Origin of the sequence: Arthrobacter sp. OV608, assembly GCA_900110595.1 — a bacterium.
In the GTDB taxonomy this organism is placed as follows: domain Bacteria; phylum Actinomycetota; class Actinomycetes; order Actinomycetales; family Micrococcaceae; genus Arthrobacter.
The window spans coordinates 1-15964 of record FOEZ01000025.1; the positions used below are offsets into that span (position 1 = coordinate 1).

General features: G+C 62.9%; 12 protein-coding genes and 1 pseudogene. 6 read left to right on the top strand and 7 right to left on the bottom strand.

Annotation, left to right across the window (positions count from 1 at the left end):
- Both BMX78_RS20515 and BMX78_RS20520 read right to left on the bottom strand, forming a co-directional pair.
- The coding region (locus BMX78_RS20515) for an SDR family NAD(P)-dependent oxidoreductase (RefSeq protein ID WP_139205047.1) at positions 1-266 on the bottom strand (266 nt) is incomplete at its 3' end.
- A gap of 43 nt (positions 267-309) precedes the next feature.
- Complete coding sequence (locus BMX78_RS20520) at positions 310-1785, bottom strand: MFS transporter (RefSeq protein WP_170850896.1); 1476 nt, start codon at positions 1783-1785, stop codon at positions 310-312.
- Positions 1786-2053: 268 nt separating this feature from the next.
- Here BMX78_RS20520 and BMX78_RS20525 point away from each other — a divergent pair, with 268 nt between their 5' ends.
- Complete coding sequence (locus BMX78_RS20525; protein WP_139205048.1) at positions 2054-2341, top strand: hypothetical protein; 288 nt, start codon at positions 2054-2056, stop codon at positions 2339-2341.
- A 441-nt stretch (positions 2342-2782) separates the two neighbouring features.
- Here BMX78_RS20525 and metH read toward each other — a convergent pair whose 3' ends face one another.
- Positions 2783-6424 (bottom strand): methionine synthase, encoded by a 3642-nt coding sequence (metH, locus tag BMX78_RS20530; RefSeq protein ID WP_091423793.1) that lies wholly within the window; start codon positions 6422-6424, stop codon positions 2783-2785.
- Positions 6425-6738: 314 nt separating this feature from the next.
- Between metH and BMX78_RS20535 the strand changes: the two genes are divergently transcribed.
- The 5 genes and pseudogenes from BMX78_RS20535 (at position 6739) to BMX78_RS20545 (ending at position 9411) form a co-directional block, all read left to right on the top strand.
- Positions 6739-7830, top strand: a complete 1092-nt coding sequence (locus BMX78_RS20535; protein ID WP_091423795.1) for a type I restriction endonuclease — start codon at positions 6739-6741, stop codon at positions 7828-7830.
- A 163-nt stretch (positions 7831-7993) separates the two neighbouring features.
- Positions 7994-8413: pseudogene (locus BMX78_RS23750) on the top strand (phage major capsid family protein); the annotation flags it as partial.
- Between the two features lie 20 nt (positions 8414-8433).
- Positions 8434-8637 (top strand): hypothetical protein, encoded by a 204-nt coding sequence (locus tag BMX78_RS23500; RefSeq protein ID WP_286139193.1) that lies wholly within the window; start codon positions 8434-8436, stop codon positions 8635-8637.
- Complete coding sequence (locus tag BMX78_RS23505; protein WP_286139194.1) at positions 8634-8777, top strand: hypothetical protein; 144 nt, start codon at positions 8634-8636, stop codon at positions 8775-8777. Before BMX78_RS23500 ends, BMX78_RS23505 begins: the two co-directional genes overlap by 4 nt.
- 199 nt (positions 8778-8976) lie before the next feature.
- Positions 8977-9411, top strand: coding sequence for a hypothetical protein (locus BMX78_RS20545; RefSeq protein ID WP_139205050.1), 435 nt, complete (start codon positions 8977-8979; stop codon positions 9409-9411).
- 259 nt (positions 9412-9670) lie between these two features.
- Here the strand turns inward: BMX78_RS20545 and BMX78_RS22890 are convergent, their stop codons facing one another.
- The 4 genes from BMX78_RS22890 to BMX78_RS20570 all read right to left on the bottom strand — a co-directional run bounded on the left by BMX78_RS22890 (position 9671) and on the right by BMX78_RS20570 (position 15749).
- The gene (locus BMX78_RS22890; RefSeq protein WP_139205053.1) at positions 9671-10402 is read right to left on the bottom strand and encodes a hypothetical protein; all 732 of its coding nucleotides are present in this window, start codon (positions 10400-10402) and stop codon (positions 9671-9673) included.
- Between the two features lie 32 nt (positions 10403-10434).
- A complete protein-coding gene (locus tag BMX78_RS20560) occupies positions 10435-11781 on the bottom strand; it encodes a vWA domain-containing protein (RefSeq protein WP_139205055.1) in 1347 nt (448 codons plus the stop codon).
- A 219-nt stretch (positions 11782-12000) separates the two neighbouring features.
- The gene (locus BMX78_RS20565; protein ID WP_091423808.1) at positions 12001-14019 is read right to left on the bottom strand and encodes an ABC transporter ATP-binding protein; all 2019 of its coding nucleotides are present in this window, start codon (positions 14017-14019) and stop codon (positions 12001-12003) included.
- On the bottom strand, positions 14016-15749 hold the full coding sequence (locus BMX78_RS20570) for an ABC transporter ATP-binding protein (RefSeq protein ID WP_091423811.1): 1734 nt from the start codon (positions 15747-15749) through the stop codon (positions 14016-14018). Before BMX78_RS20570 ends, BMX78_RS20565 begins: the two co-directional genes overlap by 4 nt.
- Positions 15750-15964: the final 215 nt, after the last annotated feature.

The window sequence follows — 15964 nt, forward strand, 5'->3', positions numbered from 1 at the left end:
TCATCCACGACCTTCTGCACCTGGGCGAGCTCGCGCACGTCGCCTACTCCGGCCACGATCCGGCCGCCGAGGCCTTCGACGAGCCGTACCGTCTCATCGAGGTCGGCCCGGGTCGCCAAGTCGTACTTGATTGTCTTGACATCTTGAGAACAGATGTCAAGGGCAATGATGTCGGCCCCCTCTTTTGCCAGACGGACGGCGTGCGAGCGGCCCTGGCCGCGAGCAGCCCCCGTAATGAAGGCAACCTTGTTTTCGAGCAATCCCATGTCTCTCCTTTGTGAACTTCCTAGGGCTATCGATCTACTGCCACTACAGGACAACGTCATCGGCGGTAATCCGCTGAGGGTCGGTCTCGGTGTCGATTGCGTGCAGGTCCGTGATGCGTCGCGGTGCGAAGAGCAGCCACAGCACGATGAAGACAAGGATGGAGGCGCCCATTCCCAGATATACCGCCGCGAAGGTCTCCTGCGGAATGAATCCCTGGGGTCCAGCATTTAGCACGTTCAGGATGACCGCCAAAACGATCATCGAGCTCACGAACTGCACGATGGTCTGCATCCCAACGGTGACGGCCATGTTGTCCTGGCGGCCGGACGCGGCGACGAGCGTGTAGCCGACAGTCAGGAAGCTCAGCACGGTGAGCCCATAGAAGAACACCCACACGTAAAAGATCCATGACGGGGTCTGCACAAAGGCGAATCCGAGGTAGAGGACGAACCCTGCGATGCCGGAGATGACCAGCACCCACTTCGGGCCAAGACGATGGAGGCCCCAACGGGTCCAAACATAACCTAGGCATGACCCGGGGAGCATTGCGAGCAGGACATAGGCGGACTCGAGGGCGGACATGCCGTGCCCGAAGCCAGAATCGGTCGGCGTCTGCAGCAGCAGCGGAAGCACGACGAAAAGCCCTTGGGCCGGGATGGTAGCCGCGAGGAGGGTCATATACCCGACTACTGCTTGGCGCACATCCATGTGGCGGAACGACATGATTGGCGCCTTCGCATTCCGCTGTTGGAAGACCCAGGCGACGAGTACCAAACCGCCCACGATGAATCCACCCAAAACGAGCGGCGATGACCATCCACGGGTTGGACCCTCGCTGATGCCGATCAACAGCGCAGTGACCCAGAGACCGAGCCCGATCGCCCCGAACCAGTCGACGGCCGAGCCCGCCAGCGCGGCTTCGGGCGTCTCGGGTGCAACGAGTGCGAGGAGCAACAGCGTGGCGTAAGCCGCGAAGATCACCCAAAAGACGCTCTGCCACGGCAGCCCGAGGCTGTGAAAGAACCCACCGATGACGATTGCGAGAGGCGTGAAGATCGCCATGACAAGTGATAGAGCTAGCGCGGAGAGTCTAATCCGGTCGGCAGTAGCCCGCGGGCGCAGCAACCCCCAACTCAGCGGTATGGACGCCGCTGTACCTCCCAAGAAGCGACCGATGACCAGCGGCCAGAAGCCTACGACGGTAGCCGCCAGGAGTGATCCCAGCATCGCCAGGATAGTAACAGCGATGAGTACTTTGCGATGCCCATACGTGTCCCCGAGACGGGTTGTCAGGCCGATGGAGACGGCGGTGCCTAGCATCATGCCGTTCAGGACCCAGCCGATCTCAGATGCGGTCAACTGCGATTCTGCCGCGATAGTGCCCACCAGCGGGTAGAGGATTCCGTACTGGACGTCAAGGGCGATACCGCTCAGCATAAGCAGCGCGACAACGGTGGGAACCCCCCGTGAACGGGCCTTGGCCGGTGAGACCGATGTATTGGTTGCAGTGGGGGACATGTGATCGCTTTCTCGTTGCTTTCCAGGGCCGTCAACGGCGACGGCAAGACACTTGTCAGCGGTGTCACACTTCAACGGCATCGTTGAGTGTGATGCGCTTCACCTTTTGTATCAACGAATTTCAGTAAGCATTCATAGGAAGAGGCGCCAACGCTCTTATATAAGGCGCCAATGCGGCACGGGCCGTCCTCGCCGCCGCCCGGGTCTTTGGCGGCAGGCTGACGGGTGGGTTCTGAACAACAACTTGCCATAGCTGCTGCCAACACGCGTGTCTGACGGATTGGTTGCGCTCCGAACCCTGAGCGTGAAGCGCCGGGAATGGGCCATCGACGGCAGGTTCCCCGGACGGTGGGACGACTTGCACGGAAACTTCCGGACTGCGTACGCCGGCAGCATGAGGGCGTACACACTCGAGGTCCGGGCCGGATTCCGCCTCGATGTCAGGCTCACCGCGGTGATGGACAATATCGTCAAGGACAACGAAGATGCTGTGCTGCATCCGGGCAGGTGCTCCGGGAATGGCTTGACGCCCGTGCAGCGACGTCAGCCGAACTGACTGCCAACTACTGCGCCGTGACGGACTCCCGGTCCATCTCAGTCCTTCATTCGCACTTTATCGGCATGCCCTCAGCCTCGGACTTTTAGACCTGGACGCCGCAGCCCTACCGCTAACTCGCATGCTAGCTACGGGGGGTCCTGATCACGAAAGCCGTATGGAGTTCCTAAAGAAAGAACCCCCATTAGGGAGACAACCGTCAGCCTGGCTACACCCCAACCTGATGTCAGGCTGTCACTCAAAAACTGTCAGACTAGAATCCGTTCCGGTGTCCCGCAGACTCCTATTGGACAGCCCAAGATCCCAAACTGACACTTGGCAGCAGTACAACAGCACCGCCGTTTGGCTCCCACGAGCCTTTCGGGCTCGAATCATGCTGGTGCGCAGGTGTACCGGCCAACGCCCGGGAGGAGCGCCCCCAGCTCAATGACCGCCCCCACCTCACACCTTGAAGTACTTCGCCTCCGGGTGGTGGAACACGAACGCGTCGGTGGACTGTTCGGGGTGCAGCATCAGCTCATCGCTGAGGATCACACCCATCCGCTCAGGTTTCAGCAGTTCCGTCACCTTGCGGCGGTCTTCCATGTCCGGGCAGGCGGGGTAGCCGAGCGAGAACCGCGCACCGCGGTAGTCGAGCTTGAAATACCCTGCCGTGTCCTTCGGCTCCTCGGCCGCGAAGCCCAGCTCCTTGCGGATGCGCGCGTGCCAGAACTCCGCCAGCGCCTCTGTGAGCTGCATGACCAGGCCGTTGAGCTCGTAGTAGTCGCGGTACTGGTTGGCGGCGAACATCTTCGAGGTGAACTCTTCAATCTTCGAGCCGGCGGTGACCAGCTGCACCGGCAGCACGTCGATCTGCCCCGACTCGCGGGACTTCACGAAGTCGGCCAGGCACAGGTGCCGGTCGCGGCGCTGCCGCGGGAAGTCGAAGCGAAGGCGGTCGGTGCCGATGGGGCCGCCTGAACCACCATCGGGGGCGAGCAGTCCCGCGGTGCCGAGGACGCCGTCGGGATCCTCGCCGTGGTGCAGCACCACCACCTGCTCCCCCTCGGATACCACCGGGAAGTAGCCGTAGGCAACGGAGGCGTCGAGCATGCCCTCGCCGAGGATGCGGTCCAGCCAGTACCGCAGGCGCGGCCGGCCCTCGCGCTCCACCAGTTCCTCGTAGGAGGCGCCGTCCTCGCCGCGGCCGGGCTTGAGCCCCCACTGCCCCATGAACGTCGCACGCTCATCGAGGAACGCCGCGTAGTCGTGCAGGGAGACGCCGCGGACAATGCGCGTGCCCCAGAACGGCGGGGAAGGAACCGGGTTGTCGGCGACGACGTCGGACCGGCCGGGCATTGCCTCGGGCTCGGTTACCGTGAACTTGGCACCGCCCTTGTGGATGCGCTTCTTCAGCGGCGGCAGGCCGACGTCGTCCGGCGACTCGCCGCGGGCCACGCGCACCAGCGGTTCCATGAGAGCGAGGCCCTCGAACGCGTCCTTGGCGTACCGGACGACGCCGTCAAACTGCTCGGCGAGGTCCTGCTCCACGTAGGCGCGGGTCAGGGCTGCGCCGCCGAGGATCACAGGCCACTTCTTCGCCAGGCCGCGGGACTGCAGCTCCGCGAGGTTCTCCTTCATCACCACGGTGGACTTCACCAGCAGCCCGGACATGCCGATCACGTCGGCGTTGTGCTCCTCGGCCGCGGCCATGATCTCGGCGATGCCCTGCTTGATGCCGATGTTGATGACCTTGTAGCCGTTGTTGGTGAGGATGATGTCCACCAGGTTCTTGCCGATGTCATGCACGTCGCCGCGCACGGTGGCGATCACCATGGTGCCCTTGCCCGAGGAATCGGACTTCTCCATGTGCGGCTCTAGCAGGGCGACGGCGTTCTTCATCACCTCGGCGGACTGCAGCACGAACGGCAGCTGCATCTCGCCGGCGCCGAAGCGCTCGCCCACCACCTTCATGCCCTCGAGCAGGTGGTCGTTGATGATGCCGAGCGGGGTCAGTCCCTCGCTGCGCGCGAGGTCGAGGTCGTCTTCGAGGCCCTTGCCTTCGCCGTCGATGATGCGCCGTTCCAGGCGCGCGCCGGTTGGGAGGGCCGCAAGTTCAGCGGCGCGCTGGTCCTTGAGCGCTGCGGTGTCGACGCCGGCGAACATGTCCAGCATGATGGCCAGGGGGTCGTAGGTGGTGTTGCCGTCGGCGTCGTATTCGCGGCGGTCATAGACGAGGTCCAGGGCCACCTTGCGCTGCTCTTCGGGCAGGGAAGCGAGCGGCACGATCTTGGCGGCGTCGATGATTCCGCTAGTCAGGCCTGCCTGGACAGCCTCGTGCAGGAACACGGAGTTGAGGACGACGCGCGCTGCCGGGTTGAGGCCGAAGGACACGTTGGAGACGCCGAGTGTGGTGTTGATGCCGGGGTACTTGGTGGTGATCTGGCGGATGGCCTCGATGGTTTCGATGCCGTCGCGGCGGGTTTCTTCTTGGCCGGTGGCGACGGGGAAGGTCAGGCAGTCGACGATGATGTCCTCAACGCGCATCCCCCATTCCCCTACCAGGGCGTCGACGAGGCGGGACGCGATGGCCACCTTGCCGTCGGTGGTGCGGGCCTGGCCCTGCTCGTCGATGGTCAGGGCGATGACGGCGGTGCCGTGTTCCTTCACGAGCGGCATGATGCGCGCGAAGCGGCTGTCCGGGCCGTCGCCGTCCTCGTAGTTGACGGAGTTGACCACCGGGCGGCCGCCGATGAGTTCGAGACCGGCCTGCAGCACTGGCGGTTCCGTGGAGTCGATGACGAGCGGGAGGGTGGAGGCCGACGCGAAACGCGAGACGACCTCCTTGATGTCCGCCACGCCGTCGCGCCCCACGTAGTCAATGCAGACGTCCAGCAGGTGGGCGCCGACGCGGATCTGCTCGCGGGCGATATCCACGCAGTCGTCCCAGCGCTCTTCGAGCATCGCCTGACGGAACGCCTTGGAGCCGTTGGCGTTGGTGCGCTCTCCGATGGCGAGGTAGGAGGCGTCCTGGTCGAAGTTCACGTGCTGGTAGAGGGAGGCGACGCCGGCCTCGCGTTCGGTGGGGACGCGGGCCGGGGTGTTGCTGGCGGCGTCCGTCTTGCGGGTGCGGAAGGGGGCAAGACGTTCGACGACGGCGGCCATGTGCTCCGGCGTCGTACCGCAGCAGCCGCCCACCAGGCCCAGGCCGAATTCGCGCACGAACTGCTCGTGCGCGGTGGCGAGTTCGGCGGGTGAGAGGGGGTAGTGCGCGCCGTTGGCGCCGAGGACGGGCAGGCCCGCGTTGGGCATGCAGGCGATGGCGACGGAGGACTGCTTGGAGAGGTGGCGCAGGTGCTCGCTCATCTCGTCCGGGCCGGTGGCGCAGTTCAGGCCGATGGCGTCAACGCCGAGCGGCTCGAGGGCGGTAAGTGCGGCGCCGATTTCGGAGCCCATGAGCATGGTTCCGGTGGTTTCGACCGTCACCTCGACGAAGATGGGGAGCCGGATGCCGCGGGACACGATGGCCTGCTTGCAGCCGTTGACCGCGGCTTTAGTCTGCAGGAGGTCCTGGCTGGTTTCGATGAGGAAGGCGTCCGCGCCGCCGTCGATGAGGCCCTCGGCCTGGAGGGCGAAGGTCTGCTTTAGGTAGTCGTAGCTGGTGTGGCCGAGGCTGGGGAGCTTGGTGCCGGGGCCCATCGAGCCGAGGACCCAACGCATGCGGCCGTCTGTTTCTTCGGCGGCTTCCGCGCGCTCGCGGGCGATCTTCGCCCCCTTGAGGGCGAGCTCTGCGATGCGGTCATCAATGCCGTAGTCGGAGAGGTTGGACCAGTTGGCGCCGAAGGTGTTGGTTTCCACGGCGTCGATGCCCGTGGCGAAGTACGCGTCGTGGATGTCCGCGATGACGTCGGGGCGGGTGTCGTTGAGGATCTCGTTGCAGCCTTCGAGGTTCTGGAAGTCCACATCGAGCGACAGCTCCCGGCCCTGGAGCATGGTGCCCATAGCGCCGTCAGCGATGACGACGCGGTGGTTCACTGCGTCCAGGAGCTCCTGCGCACGGACAGGGCGGGGCACGGACTCAATATCAAGTGCAAAACGAGGCATCTAAACAGGTTACGTGGGGAGGCCTACTACATTGCTTAGTGTTTCTGTGTACTACGACGGCGGGTGGGTGAGATCCTTGGCGCCGTGTTCGCATGCTTGGGTCAGCAGCAGGCCGACGACGGACGCTGGCCTGGGAGCTTCGGTTTGACGGCTGCACAAGCCGGGGAGGTTGTTATGCGCTCTTTTCGACATGGAGTCATACCTGCCAGCCAGATGAGTGTCATTCAGGACAATCACATGTAGTTTGTTGCTTCATCAGCTTGGATCTTTGCTGCACTGCGTTGTGCAGCATCCACGGTCTTGTAGGGGGACAAATGGAGTTCGCAGAGAAGCTTTCAGCGTTGGCAGCAAAGGTGCGCCAGCAGCGAGGTGTTATCCAGACAGAAGAAGCGACGAAGAACGCGTTCGTGATGCCGTTCATCTCGACGATTCTTGGTTATGACGTCTTCAATCCCATGGAAGTCGTTCCGGAATTCATCGCAGATGTGGGACTTAAAAAGGGTGAGAAAATCGACTACGCGATCGTCAAGGACGGCGAAGTCCAGATCCTGATCGAGTGTAAGAAGTCCAGTGAACCCGTCAAAATCGAGCACGCCTCGCAACTCTTCCGGTACTTCGCCGTAACCAACGCTCGGATTGCCATCCTTACCAACGGCGAGGTCTATCAATTCTTCACCGACCTTGATGCCCCGAACCGTATGGACGCAAAGCCCTTCCTCGTGCTCGATTTGAATGACATCGATCAAATGCTCATCCCCGAACTGCAGAAGCTGTCCAAAGATGTTTTTGATCTTGATTCGATCATCAGCGCGGCCGGAGAGCTGAAGTACATCGGCGAACTAAAGCGGACTCTGGCCGCGCAGTTCAAAGAGCCAGAAGACGAGTGGGTCAAGTTCCTGACTGGACGCGTTTATTCCGGCCCGTACACCCAGAAGGTGCGGGAACAGTTCACTGCTTTGGTGGCCAAGGCATCGAAGCAGTTCTTGAATGACCAGGTGAACGAGCGTCTGAAGAAGGCCCTCGGCAACCCCGGCTTCCCGCAGAGCGAGGAAGCTGCAGTTGCGGCCAGCGTCACCAGCGCTCCAGTGGCAGAAGCTGATCTGGCCGAAGCTGATGGGCTGGAGACAACGCTGGAAGAGATCGAGGGTTACCAAATTGTGCGGGCTATTGTTTGCAGCGAGGTGAAGCCGGCCCGAGTAGTTCAAAGGGATGCCAAGTCGTACTTCGCAGTATTGCTGGACGACAACAACCGCAAGCCCATCGCACGTCTGCACTTCAACCGGACGCAGAAATACATCGGGATCTTCGACGACAACAAGGAAGAGACCCGAGTTCCCATTAGCTCTCTCGAGGAAATCTACGAGCACACGGAAGCGCTCCGCGCGAGCGTCAAGAGTTACCTGTGACGGCGCCACCGACAGACCAGGATCTGCTTCTCGTCGCGATTGCCGCAATCCCAACGCCGTGGAAAAAGTGGCCCGGCGGATATCCTGGTCGCCTGGACCTAGCGTTGGTGGATGCCGTCATGTCCATCCGATTTCGCCATGGTCGAGAACGCAGAGACGGAACATGGACAGCTCGCGGTGCAGTCCTGCACTCGGCCGCAGGGACCTACCTGCGGCAGACCCAGCGCGTAAACAACGCCGCCCCGGTGTTGCCTGGCGAGCTGAAGCCGATCGCGCCCAGTACGGACTGGAGCCCGCGACGTGGCAGATCGCGACCATCGGGCGCCTGTCCGAGCCGATCAAGCTGCAGTGGCTGGAAGACTACCCGGCGCTGGAGCAGTTCCTGAGCCAAGAGCTGGCCTACGGCGTGGACGAGGCCATTGCGGACTTCATCCTCAACGGCGGCATCGCCGAGGGCGGCTCCACGGTGTCCGGCATCCTGAACACCACTGGCGTCCTGCAGACCCCGTTCACCACGAACAGGCTCCTCACGCTCCGCCGCGCCATCGGTGAGCTCGACGTGCAGGGCGTCACCGCGACCGGCATCATCCTGAATCCCTCAGATTGGGAGAGCATCGGGACGCTGACCACCGCAACGGCGAGTTCCTGCTGCCCTTGGCTCCGCAAAACAGCGCCGAACGCCGTCTGTGGAACACCCCGGTCACCTTGGCTACGGGCATGCCCGTCGGGGAAGCCATCATCGGGGACTTGTCCACGGTCTCGCTGCTGTACCGGAACTCCCAGCGGATCGGATGGAACCCTACATGACCGAGATCGGATCAAGCGGCGCCCTGGAGCCGCGCGATCTGTTCCGCCGGAACGAAGTCGTCTTCCGCGCCGAAATCCGGGTCTGCCTGGGAATCCTCTCCACCAAAACTCTTCGAATACCAGACCTCGCGTCCACCTAGGCGGGTAGCCAGCCATCAGTACATCCCGCATGAGCCGTTCGGGCGGGATGTACTGTCATACCCGGACTGTAGCCTTGGGCTTTACACGCCGGTATGGGGCCGGCGGTCGAGAAAAGGGCAGGAACGCTTAGTGTCTCTTCAATTAGTCGAATCCATCCAGGAACGGCTGTCTAGCGCCAACTCTGAATGGCCCAGGCACATGTTCACGACTGCCGACAAGCAGTCAGTCATTCTAGTACGTAGGCTGGCACGTGCGGCGAAGTCGCAGAACGTCGAATTCTGCTTCTCATCAAAGGAAAAATTTGCCGAGGGTTCAGCCCGTTTCGGCGGAATCCTGTTTACCCGTGACATGGTGATTGTCGGCACTCTGTCCTCTGGGGAGGAGTATCCACCGTCAGGAGACGTCGTGATGGTGCCCCGCTCCGCAATTAGAAGCCTGACTCTCCATCATGTGGAGTACTTCGGCTATGACGACGATGGTTCCGAGCCGGACTACGTCTCATTTACGGCCGAGTACGATGGCATGCCGCCTGTTCACATTGGCATGCCAGGTAAAGGGGGACCACTCGACGGAAGCACGAGTCAGCTCTTCGACGCGCTTCAGGCTGACCTCCTAAAAGCGATCCAGCGGTAACCGGGGCGACGGAGTACACCGATCGAACCCGGAGAATTTATGAGGCGTCGCGTTGCCCCGAGTGTTCCCGCCGTCTAACGTTCGTGTGGGCCCACGTCACTTCTCCTGCAGACGCTCAGAAGCTTTAGGTTCCAACGAGATTCAGGTGCCCATCGCGCACCTGTCCGAACTCGGAGCCGAGCGTCGAGGGCCTCCCCGGCTTGTAGGCAACGCAGAAAGTCCCGCTGGCAATACCGCCAGCGGGACTTTCTGCTTTCCGCTATTTGCCACTTCCTATAGTCGCCTCATATCCGGCGCGCAGCTCGTCCTCGCTGACCTCGACCGGAGGCCGGTGGCCGAACTGGATGGTGTATATGTACTCGCCCGCAGGGACCTCTGCAACTTCCCAGGTGAGCACGCAATTCTTGGGCGTTGCCGACTGCTTGCCGTTCTTGACGCGCCCGGTACCGACGAGGCTTCCACCATTGCCGGTGATCTCAACTTCACTATCTATTGCGAGGTCCTTGTACCCGCCGGTGGGATTACAGTTGTCGTTGCTCTTGTCGAAAACGTTGTGCAGGTCGCGGTTGATGCTTAATGACTCGATCGTCAGCGATCCCGAAGCGGTGAAGGGCGGCACGTATGTGGCTGTAGGTGATGGGGCGGGCTGCTTTACAGAAGCCAAGGTGCTGCATCCCGCGGCCACGGCTATGACCGCTCCAATGCAGGACGCGGCGATGATGAGCTTCTTGCGTCGCTTCTCCGTTGCCGGGATGCGCTCCACCGAGCAGACCCCATTGCTCCAGTCGGTGACGCGCCGGAAACCGCCAACCTTGACATGCCCGTCCGCCGCCTCCGGGGTGTCAGCGGTCCTCGCGGAGTAGACGGTCTGGCCCTCCCCGTCCGTGATAGTGATCTGGCGCGTCGGCCTTGACGATGTACGCCGCGAAAACCCATCAGGTCCAGGTGCACCAAGCTCCCCCAGCGATGCGATAAATGCTTCTGAATCCAAATCAATCCCCCAAATTATTGCTTGCCCGCAATCTACGGCTCGTCGCCTTCAAAGGCGGGAATGAAGTAGGTACCTGTGGCGGCAAGAGACTTTTGAGCCTCTTCAGTACTGCAGCGGCCTGCGACCACGGCCTTCAGCAGCAAGAATAGCTGCCGTGTGTCGATGACCAGGCCGCCTTCCTGAGCAAAAAGCTCGACGTCCTCGGGGTTCGATTCCAGCGGGATTGGACGCTCATCGGGGGCCTTGTCAAACATGGCGTTCACCACGTACCACTGAGCGTCAGGTCCGCGGCCATTCTTGTGTTCATATATAGCTACGGCCTTGGCCAGTTGCCTCAAGTCGTTCATCTTTGCCCCGCCCTTCGCATAGCCTTTGACTTCGACTAGCGCAACCCAGCCGGGTTGAGCCTCGAGCGTGACTTGCAGGTCTTCACGCTTCGCCGTCTTGTTGGCATCGGCGACTGCATCCGAGTCTGACACTGTAAACCCGATAGCTGTCAAAGCTTCGGACACGGCTGCCACGAGGTCGTCGCCCTGGCTGTTCAGCAGACGGCGTTCCCGCGTGTCAGCAGTGCGAGTGACAGCAGCGGACGCATCAATCAGTCCCAACCGATCACGCTCGCGTTGTTGTAGCTGACGTTCTGTCTCAACGTCAAAGGCGGCAATGTTAGCTTCCGCCTCAAGCTCAGCTTGGGTTTTCCACCGCTCGCTTAGAGACTGCCCAGCAGAAGGGAAATCGTCGGGGTACTGCGCCCGCCAATGGTCCAGCGCAGCCCTTAGCCAGAGATGCTGGGAAGTAACCGCGGGTGAAAGCATCCACCATTGGGAGCCCGTCTCGTTGGTAAGGATCCCGGCGAGCGCTCTGCCCTCGGTTTCGTGTACCAGCGATTGGAATTGGTCATGTGCAGCAGGCGGCACGAAGATGACGCTGTACTCCCCACCGGCTGGAACGTTTTTCAAGAGTTGCTGGTTCACGAGCGTTTCCAGCCCCAGCGCCCTCGCCTCGCTACCAACAGTGAATCGAGCTGCCATGTCGCCTGAGTTGATGCTGAGATAGTCACCGTTGTAGGTGGTCCCGACGTATCTCTGCACGTACCCAGAATAGTGGTCGCTAATAAACTGCAGGATCTTGAGACGCTTGTCAGGGCGCTCATCGGGGGTGCCGACGCACACGAGTAGAGAGTAGTCACGTTGACGAACCTCACTCAGACTATTCACGTAAGTAACAGTTGCGCCCAGGGAATCCAGTTCCTTGCGTAACGTTGTCCCGTCTTCAACGTTCATTGCCACAATCCACGGCAAGGGCCGTTCAAGTAAAGCCGAACCGGGGACGTTATCTGGCTTCGGCCGCTCCGGCACAAGTTCGTAAGCATGGGTCACTAGGGCATCCTAACTGACCTGTTGCTGGCTACAGGACCGCACGGAAGGCTGATGGACAGGGTTAGAAGACACGAAGCGTAAAAGCGGTAGCAATGCACCATTGCCAACACTATTGCGTTCTCTTTTGCGGCTTCCATCAGGGCGCCTTTGGCACTATTACAGATCCTGAGTTCAAGCGCGAAGCACGCCGGCCACGGGTGGGCCCACTCCGGACGAAGCTCAAACCTCCGCCGCCGGAGCCGCGAACTGGGCCTCATACAACCGCGCATACGCCCCACCAGCAGCAAGCAACGAGGCATGCGTCCCCTGCTCCACGATCTGGCCGGCCTCCATCACCAGGATGAGGTCGGCGTCGCGGATGGTGGACAGGCGGTGCGCGATCACAAAAGAAGTACGGTCGGACCGCAAGGCACTCATTGCCTTCTGCACCAGCACCTCGGTCCGGGTGTCCACCGACGAAGTTGCCTCGTCCAGGATCAGCACCGAGGGCCGCGCGAGGAAAGCCCGCGCAATCGTCAGCAGCTGCTTCTCCCCCGCGGACACGTTCCCACCTTCGTCCTCCAAAACCGTGTCGTACCCCTCCGGCAGCGACCGCACGAACCGGTCCACATACGTCGCCCGCGCAGCCTCCAGGATCTCGGCCTCAGTAGCCGAAGGCCGCCCGTACGCAATGTTGTCCCGGATGGTCCCGCCGAACAGCCACGTATCCTGCAGCACCATCCCCAGCCGCGAGCGCAGCTCGCGCCGCGGCACCGAGGTGACGTCCACGCCGTCGAGCGTTATCCGCCCGGCATCCAGCTCGTAGAACCGCATCATCAGGTTCACCAGCGTGGTCTTGCCCGCCCCGGTTGGTCCCACGATCGCCACCGTCTGCCCAGGCTCCGCCACCAGAGACAGCCCGGAAATCAGCGGCTTGTCCGGCGAGTACGAGAAGGACACATCCTCGAACACCAGCCGCCCCCGCCCAAACACAGGACCAGCAGAAGCGGCGGGCTCCACCGATTCCTCGTCCTCATCCAGCAGCGAGAACACCCGCTCGGCCGACGCCACCCCGGACTGCAGCAGATTCGCCATGGACCCCAGCTGCGCCAGTGGCATGGTGAACTGCCGGGAGTACTGGATGAACGCCTGCACGTCGCCCAGCTGCATCGCCCCGGACGCCACCTGCAGGCCGCCCACCACGGCGATCCCCACGTACACCAGGTTCCCAATGAACGTCATGGCCGGCATGATCAGCCCGGAAATGAACTGCGCCCCGAAGCTTGCGTCATACAGCTCCGCGTTCTTCTGCCGGAACCGGTCCTCCACCTCGCGTTGCCGGCCGAACACCTTCACCAGCGCATGCCCGGTGTACGTCTCCTCGATCTGCCCGTTCAGCTCCCCGGTGTTCTTCCACTGCGCCACAAACAGCTTCTGCGAGCGCTTGGCAATCAGTGCCGTGATCCCCAGCGTCAGCGGAATGGTCACCAGCGCGATCAGCGCCAGCGTGGGCGAAAGGATCACCATCATCACCAGCACACCCACCACACTCAATACCGACGTCACCGCCTGGCTGATGGTCTGCTGCAGGCTCTGAGAAATGTTGTCCACGTCGTTCGTGACCCGGCTCAGCAGCTCGCCGCGCTGGATCGAATCGAAATACCGCAACGGCAGCCGGTGGATCTTCGCCTCGATCTCCTCGCGCAGCCCGAACACCGTCCGCTGCACCACCCCGTTCAGCACATACGCCTGCACCCACATGAACCCCGACGCCAGCACATACAGCACCAGCGCCCACGTCAGCACACTGCCCAGCGCAGCGAAGTCGATCCCCTGCCCCGGCGTCAGCGCCATGGGCGTCAGCATGTCCGCCTTCTGGTTCTCCCCCGCGGCCCGCAGCTGCGCGATCAGCTGCTCCTTGCCCACCCCGGCAGGCAGCTGTTTGGACACCACTCCGGCGAAAATCAGGTTGGTGCCCTCCCCCAGCAGCCGCGGCCCGATCACCTGCAGCGCCACGCTGATCACCGACGCCGCCAGCACCAGCAACAGCCACGCCCGCTCCGGCCGCAGCTTCCCCAGCAGCCGCCTGGCCGACGGCCAGAAGTTCATCGCCTTCTCCGCCGGGATGTTCATCCCGCCGAAAGGTCCACCGCGTCCTGGTCCGCCTGCCGGACGGGGAATGCGTACGACGTCGGCGCTTGCGGTTTTGGACGCAGGTGCGGCCTTGGTGCCGGCTTCTGGAGTGGGTTCCGGGCTCATACCGTCTCCTCCGCTGCCAGCTGGGAGTTCACGATTTCGCGGTACGTCTCGGAGGTCTCCAGCAGCTCACTGTGCGTTCCGCGCGCGACGATCCTGCCGTCGTCGAGCACTAATATCTGGTCCGCGTCCACGATGCTGGACACGCGCTGGGCGATGATCACCAGCGTGGCGCCCGCGGTGCTGCGCTTGAGGGCCTGGCGCAGCCGGGCGTCGGTGCCGGTGTCCAGGGAGGAGAACGAATCGTCGAAGATGTACAGCTCGGGCCGCTTCACCAGGGCCCGGGCGATGGCCAGCCGCTGCCGCTGCCCGCCGGAGACGTTGGTGCCGCCCTGCGAGACGGGCGCATCCAGGCCGCCCTCCATCTCCTCCACGAAACCGCGCGCCTGGGCGATCTCCAGGGCTTGCCAGCATTCGTCGTCGGTGGCGTCCGGCTTGCCGTACTGGAGGTTGCTGCGGACGGTGCCGGTGAACAGGTAGGGCCGCTGCGGGACCAGGCCGATGTGGCCCCAGAGCAGGTCCGGGTGCAGCTCGCGCACGTCCACGCCGTCGATGCGGACGGCACCGGTGGTGGCGTCGAACAGCCGGGGCATCAGGTTCACCAGGGTGGTCTTGCCGGCGCCGGTGCTGCCGATGATCGCCGTGGTCTGCCCTGCCCTGGCGGTGAAGCTGATTCCGGAGAGGACGGGCTGGTCGGCACCCGGGTAGGCGAAACCGGCGTCGACCATTTCCAGCTCGCCGCGCCGCACTTTGGTGCTGACGGGCTTCGAAGGCGGCCGCACGCTCGACTCCGTGCCCAGCACGGCGCCGATCCGGTCCGCCGAGACGGACGCGCGCGGGATCATCACGGCCATAAAGGTGGCCATCATGACGGACATCAGGATCTGCATGAGGTAGCTCAGGAACGCGATGAGGGTGCCCACCTGCATGGAGCCGTCCTCGATCCGGAACGAGCCGAACCAGATCACGGCCACGCTGGACACGTTCATCACCAGCATCACTATGGGGAAGGCGAGCGCCATCAGCCGGCCGGCCCGGAGCGCGGTGTCCGTGACGTCCTCGTTGGCCTGGGCGAAGCGTGTGCTCTCGATGTCTTCGCGGACGAAGGCGCGGACCACGCGGATGCCGGTGAGCTGCTCGCGCAGGACCCGGTTCACGGTGTCGATCCGCTTCTGCATCTTCCGGAACAGCGGCACCATCCGGAAGATGATGAGCCCCACGCCGGCCAGCAGCACGGGCACGGCGACGGCGATCAGCCAGGACAGCTGCACATCCTGCCGGACCGCCATGATCACCCCGCCGATGGCGAGCATGGGCGCGGCCACCATCATGGTGGCGCCCATCAGGACAAGCTGCTGGACCTGCTGGACGTCGTTGGTGGAGCGGGTGATCAGGCTGGGCGCGCCGAACTTGGTGACTTCCTGCTCGGAGAACTCCCCCACCCGGGAGAAGATGGCGCCGCGCAGGTCACGGCCCGTGCCCATGGCCGCCTTCGCCCCGAAGTACACGGCGATCACGGCGCAGGCGATCTGCAGCAGGGTGATCCCCAGCATGAGCCCGCCGAGGTTGAGGATGACCCCGGTGTCACCCTTGGCCACGCCCTCATCGATGATGTCGGCGTTGAGCGTGGGCAGGTACAGCGACGCGATGGACTGCGCCAGCTGGAAGACGACGACGGCGATCAGCAGCTGCCGATGCGGCCGCAGATATTCAACAAGTAACTTCCAGAGCATGCGCAGCTCCTGCCTGACACAGTGTCCACAAGTGGTGGTGCGAAGGTCAGTTTACGTCCGGAGGCTGGGAACAATCGGTGCCTTTGGAGGAGAAGTTGGGCGGGTTCACCGAGGGCGTATTTGGGCTGAGCTGGCAGCTAAAAGCGGAGCGGTCTGGGTATCTTCCTCAACGTCTCGATAAGCTGAGGGAGCGTGCGATGATGCTCGTGTCAGTG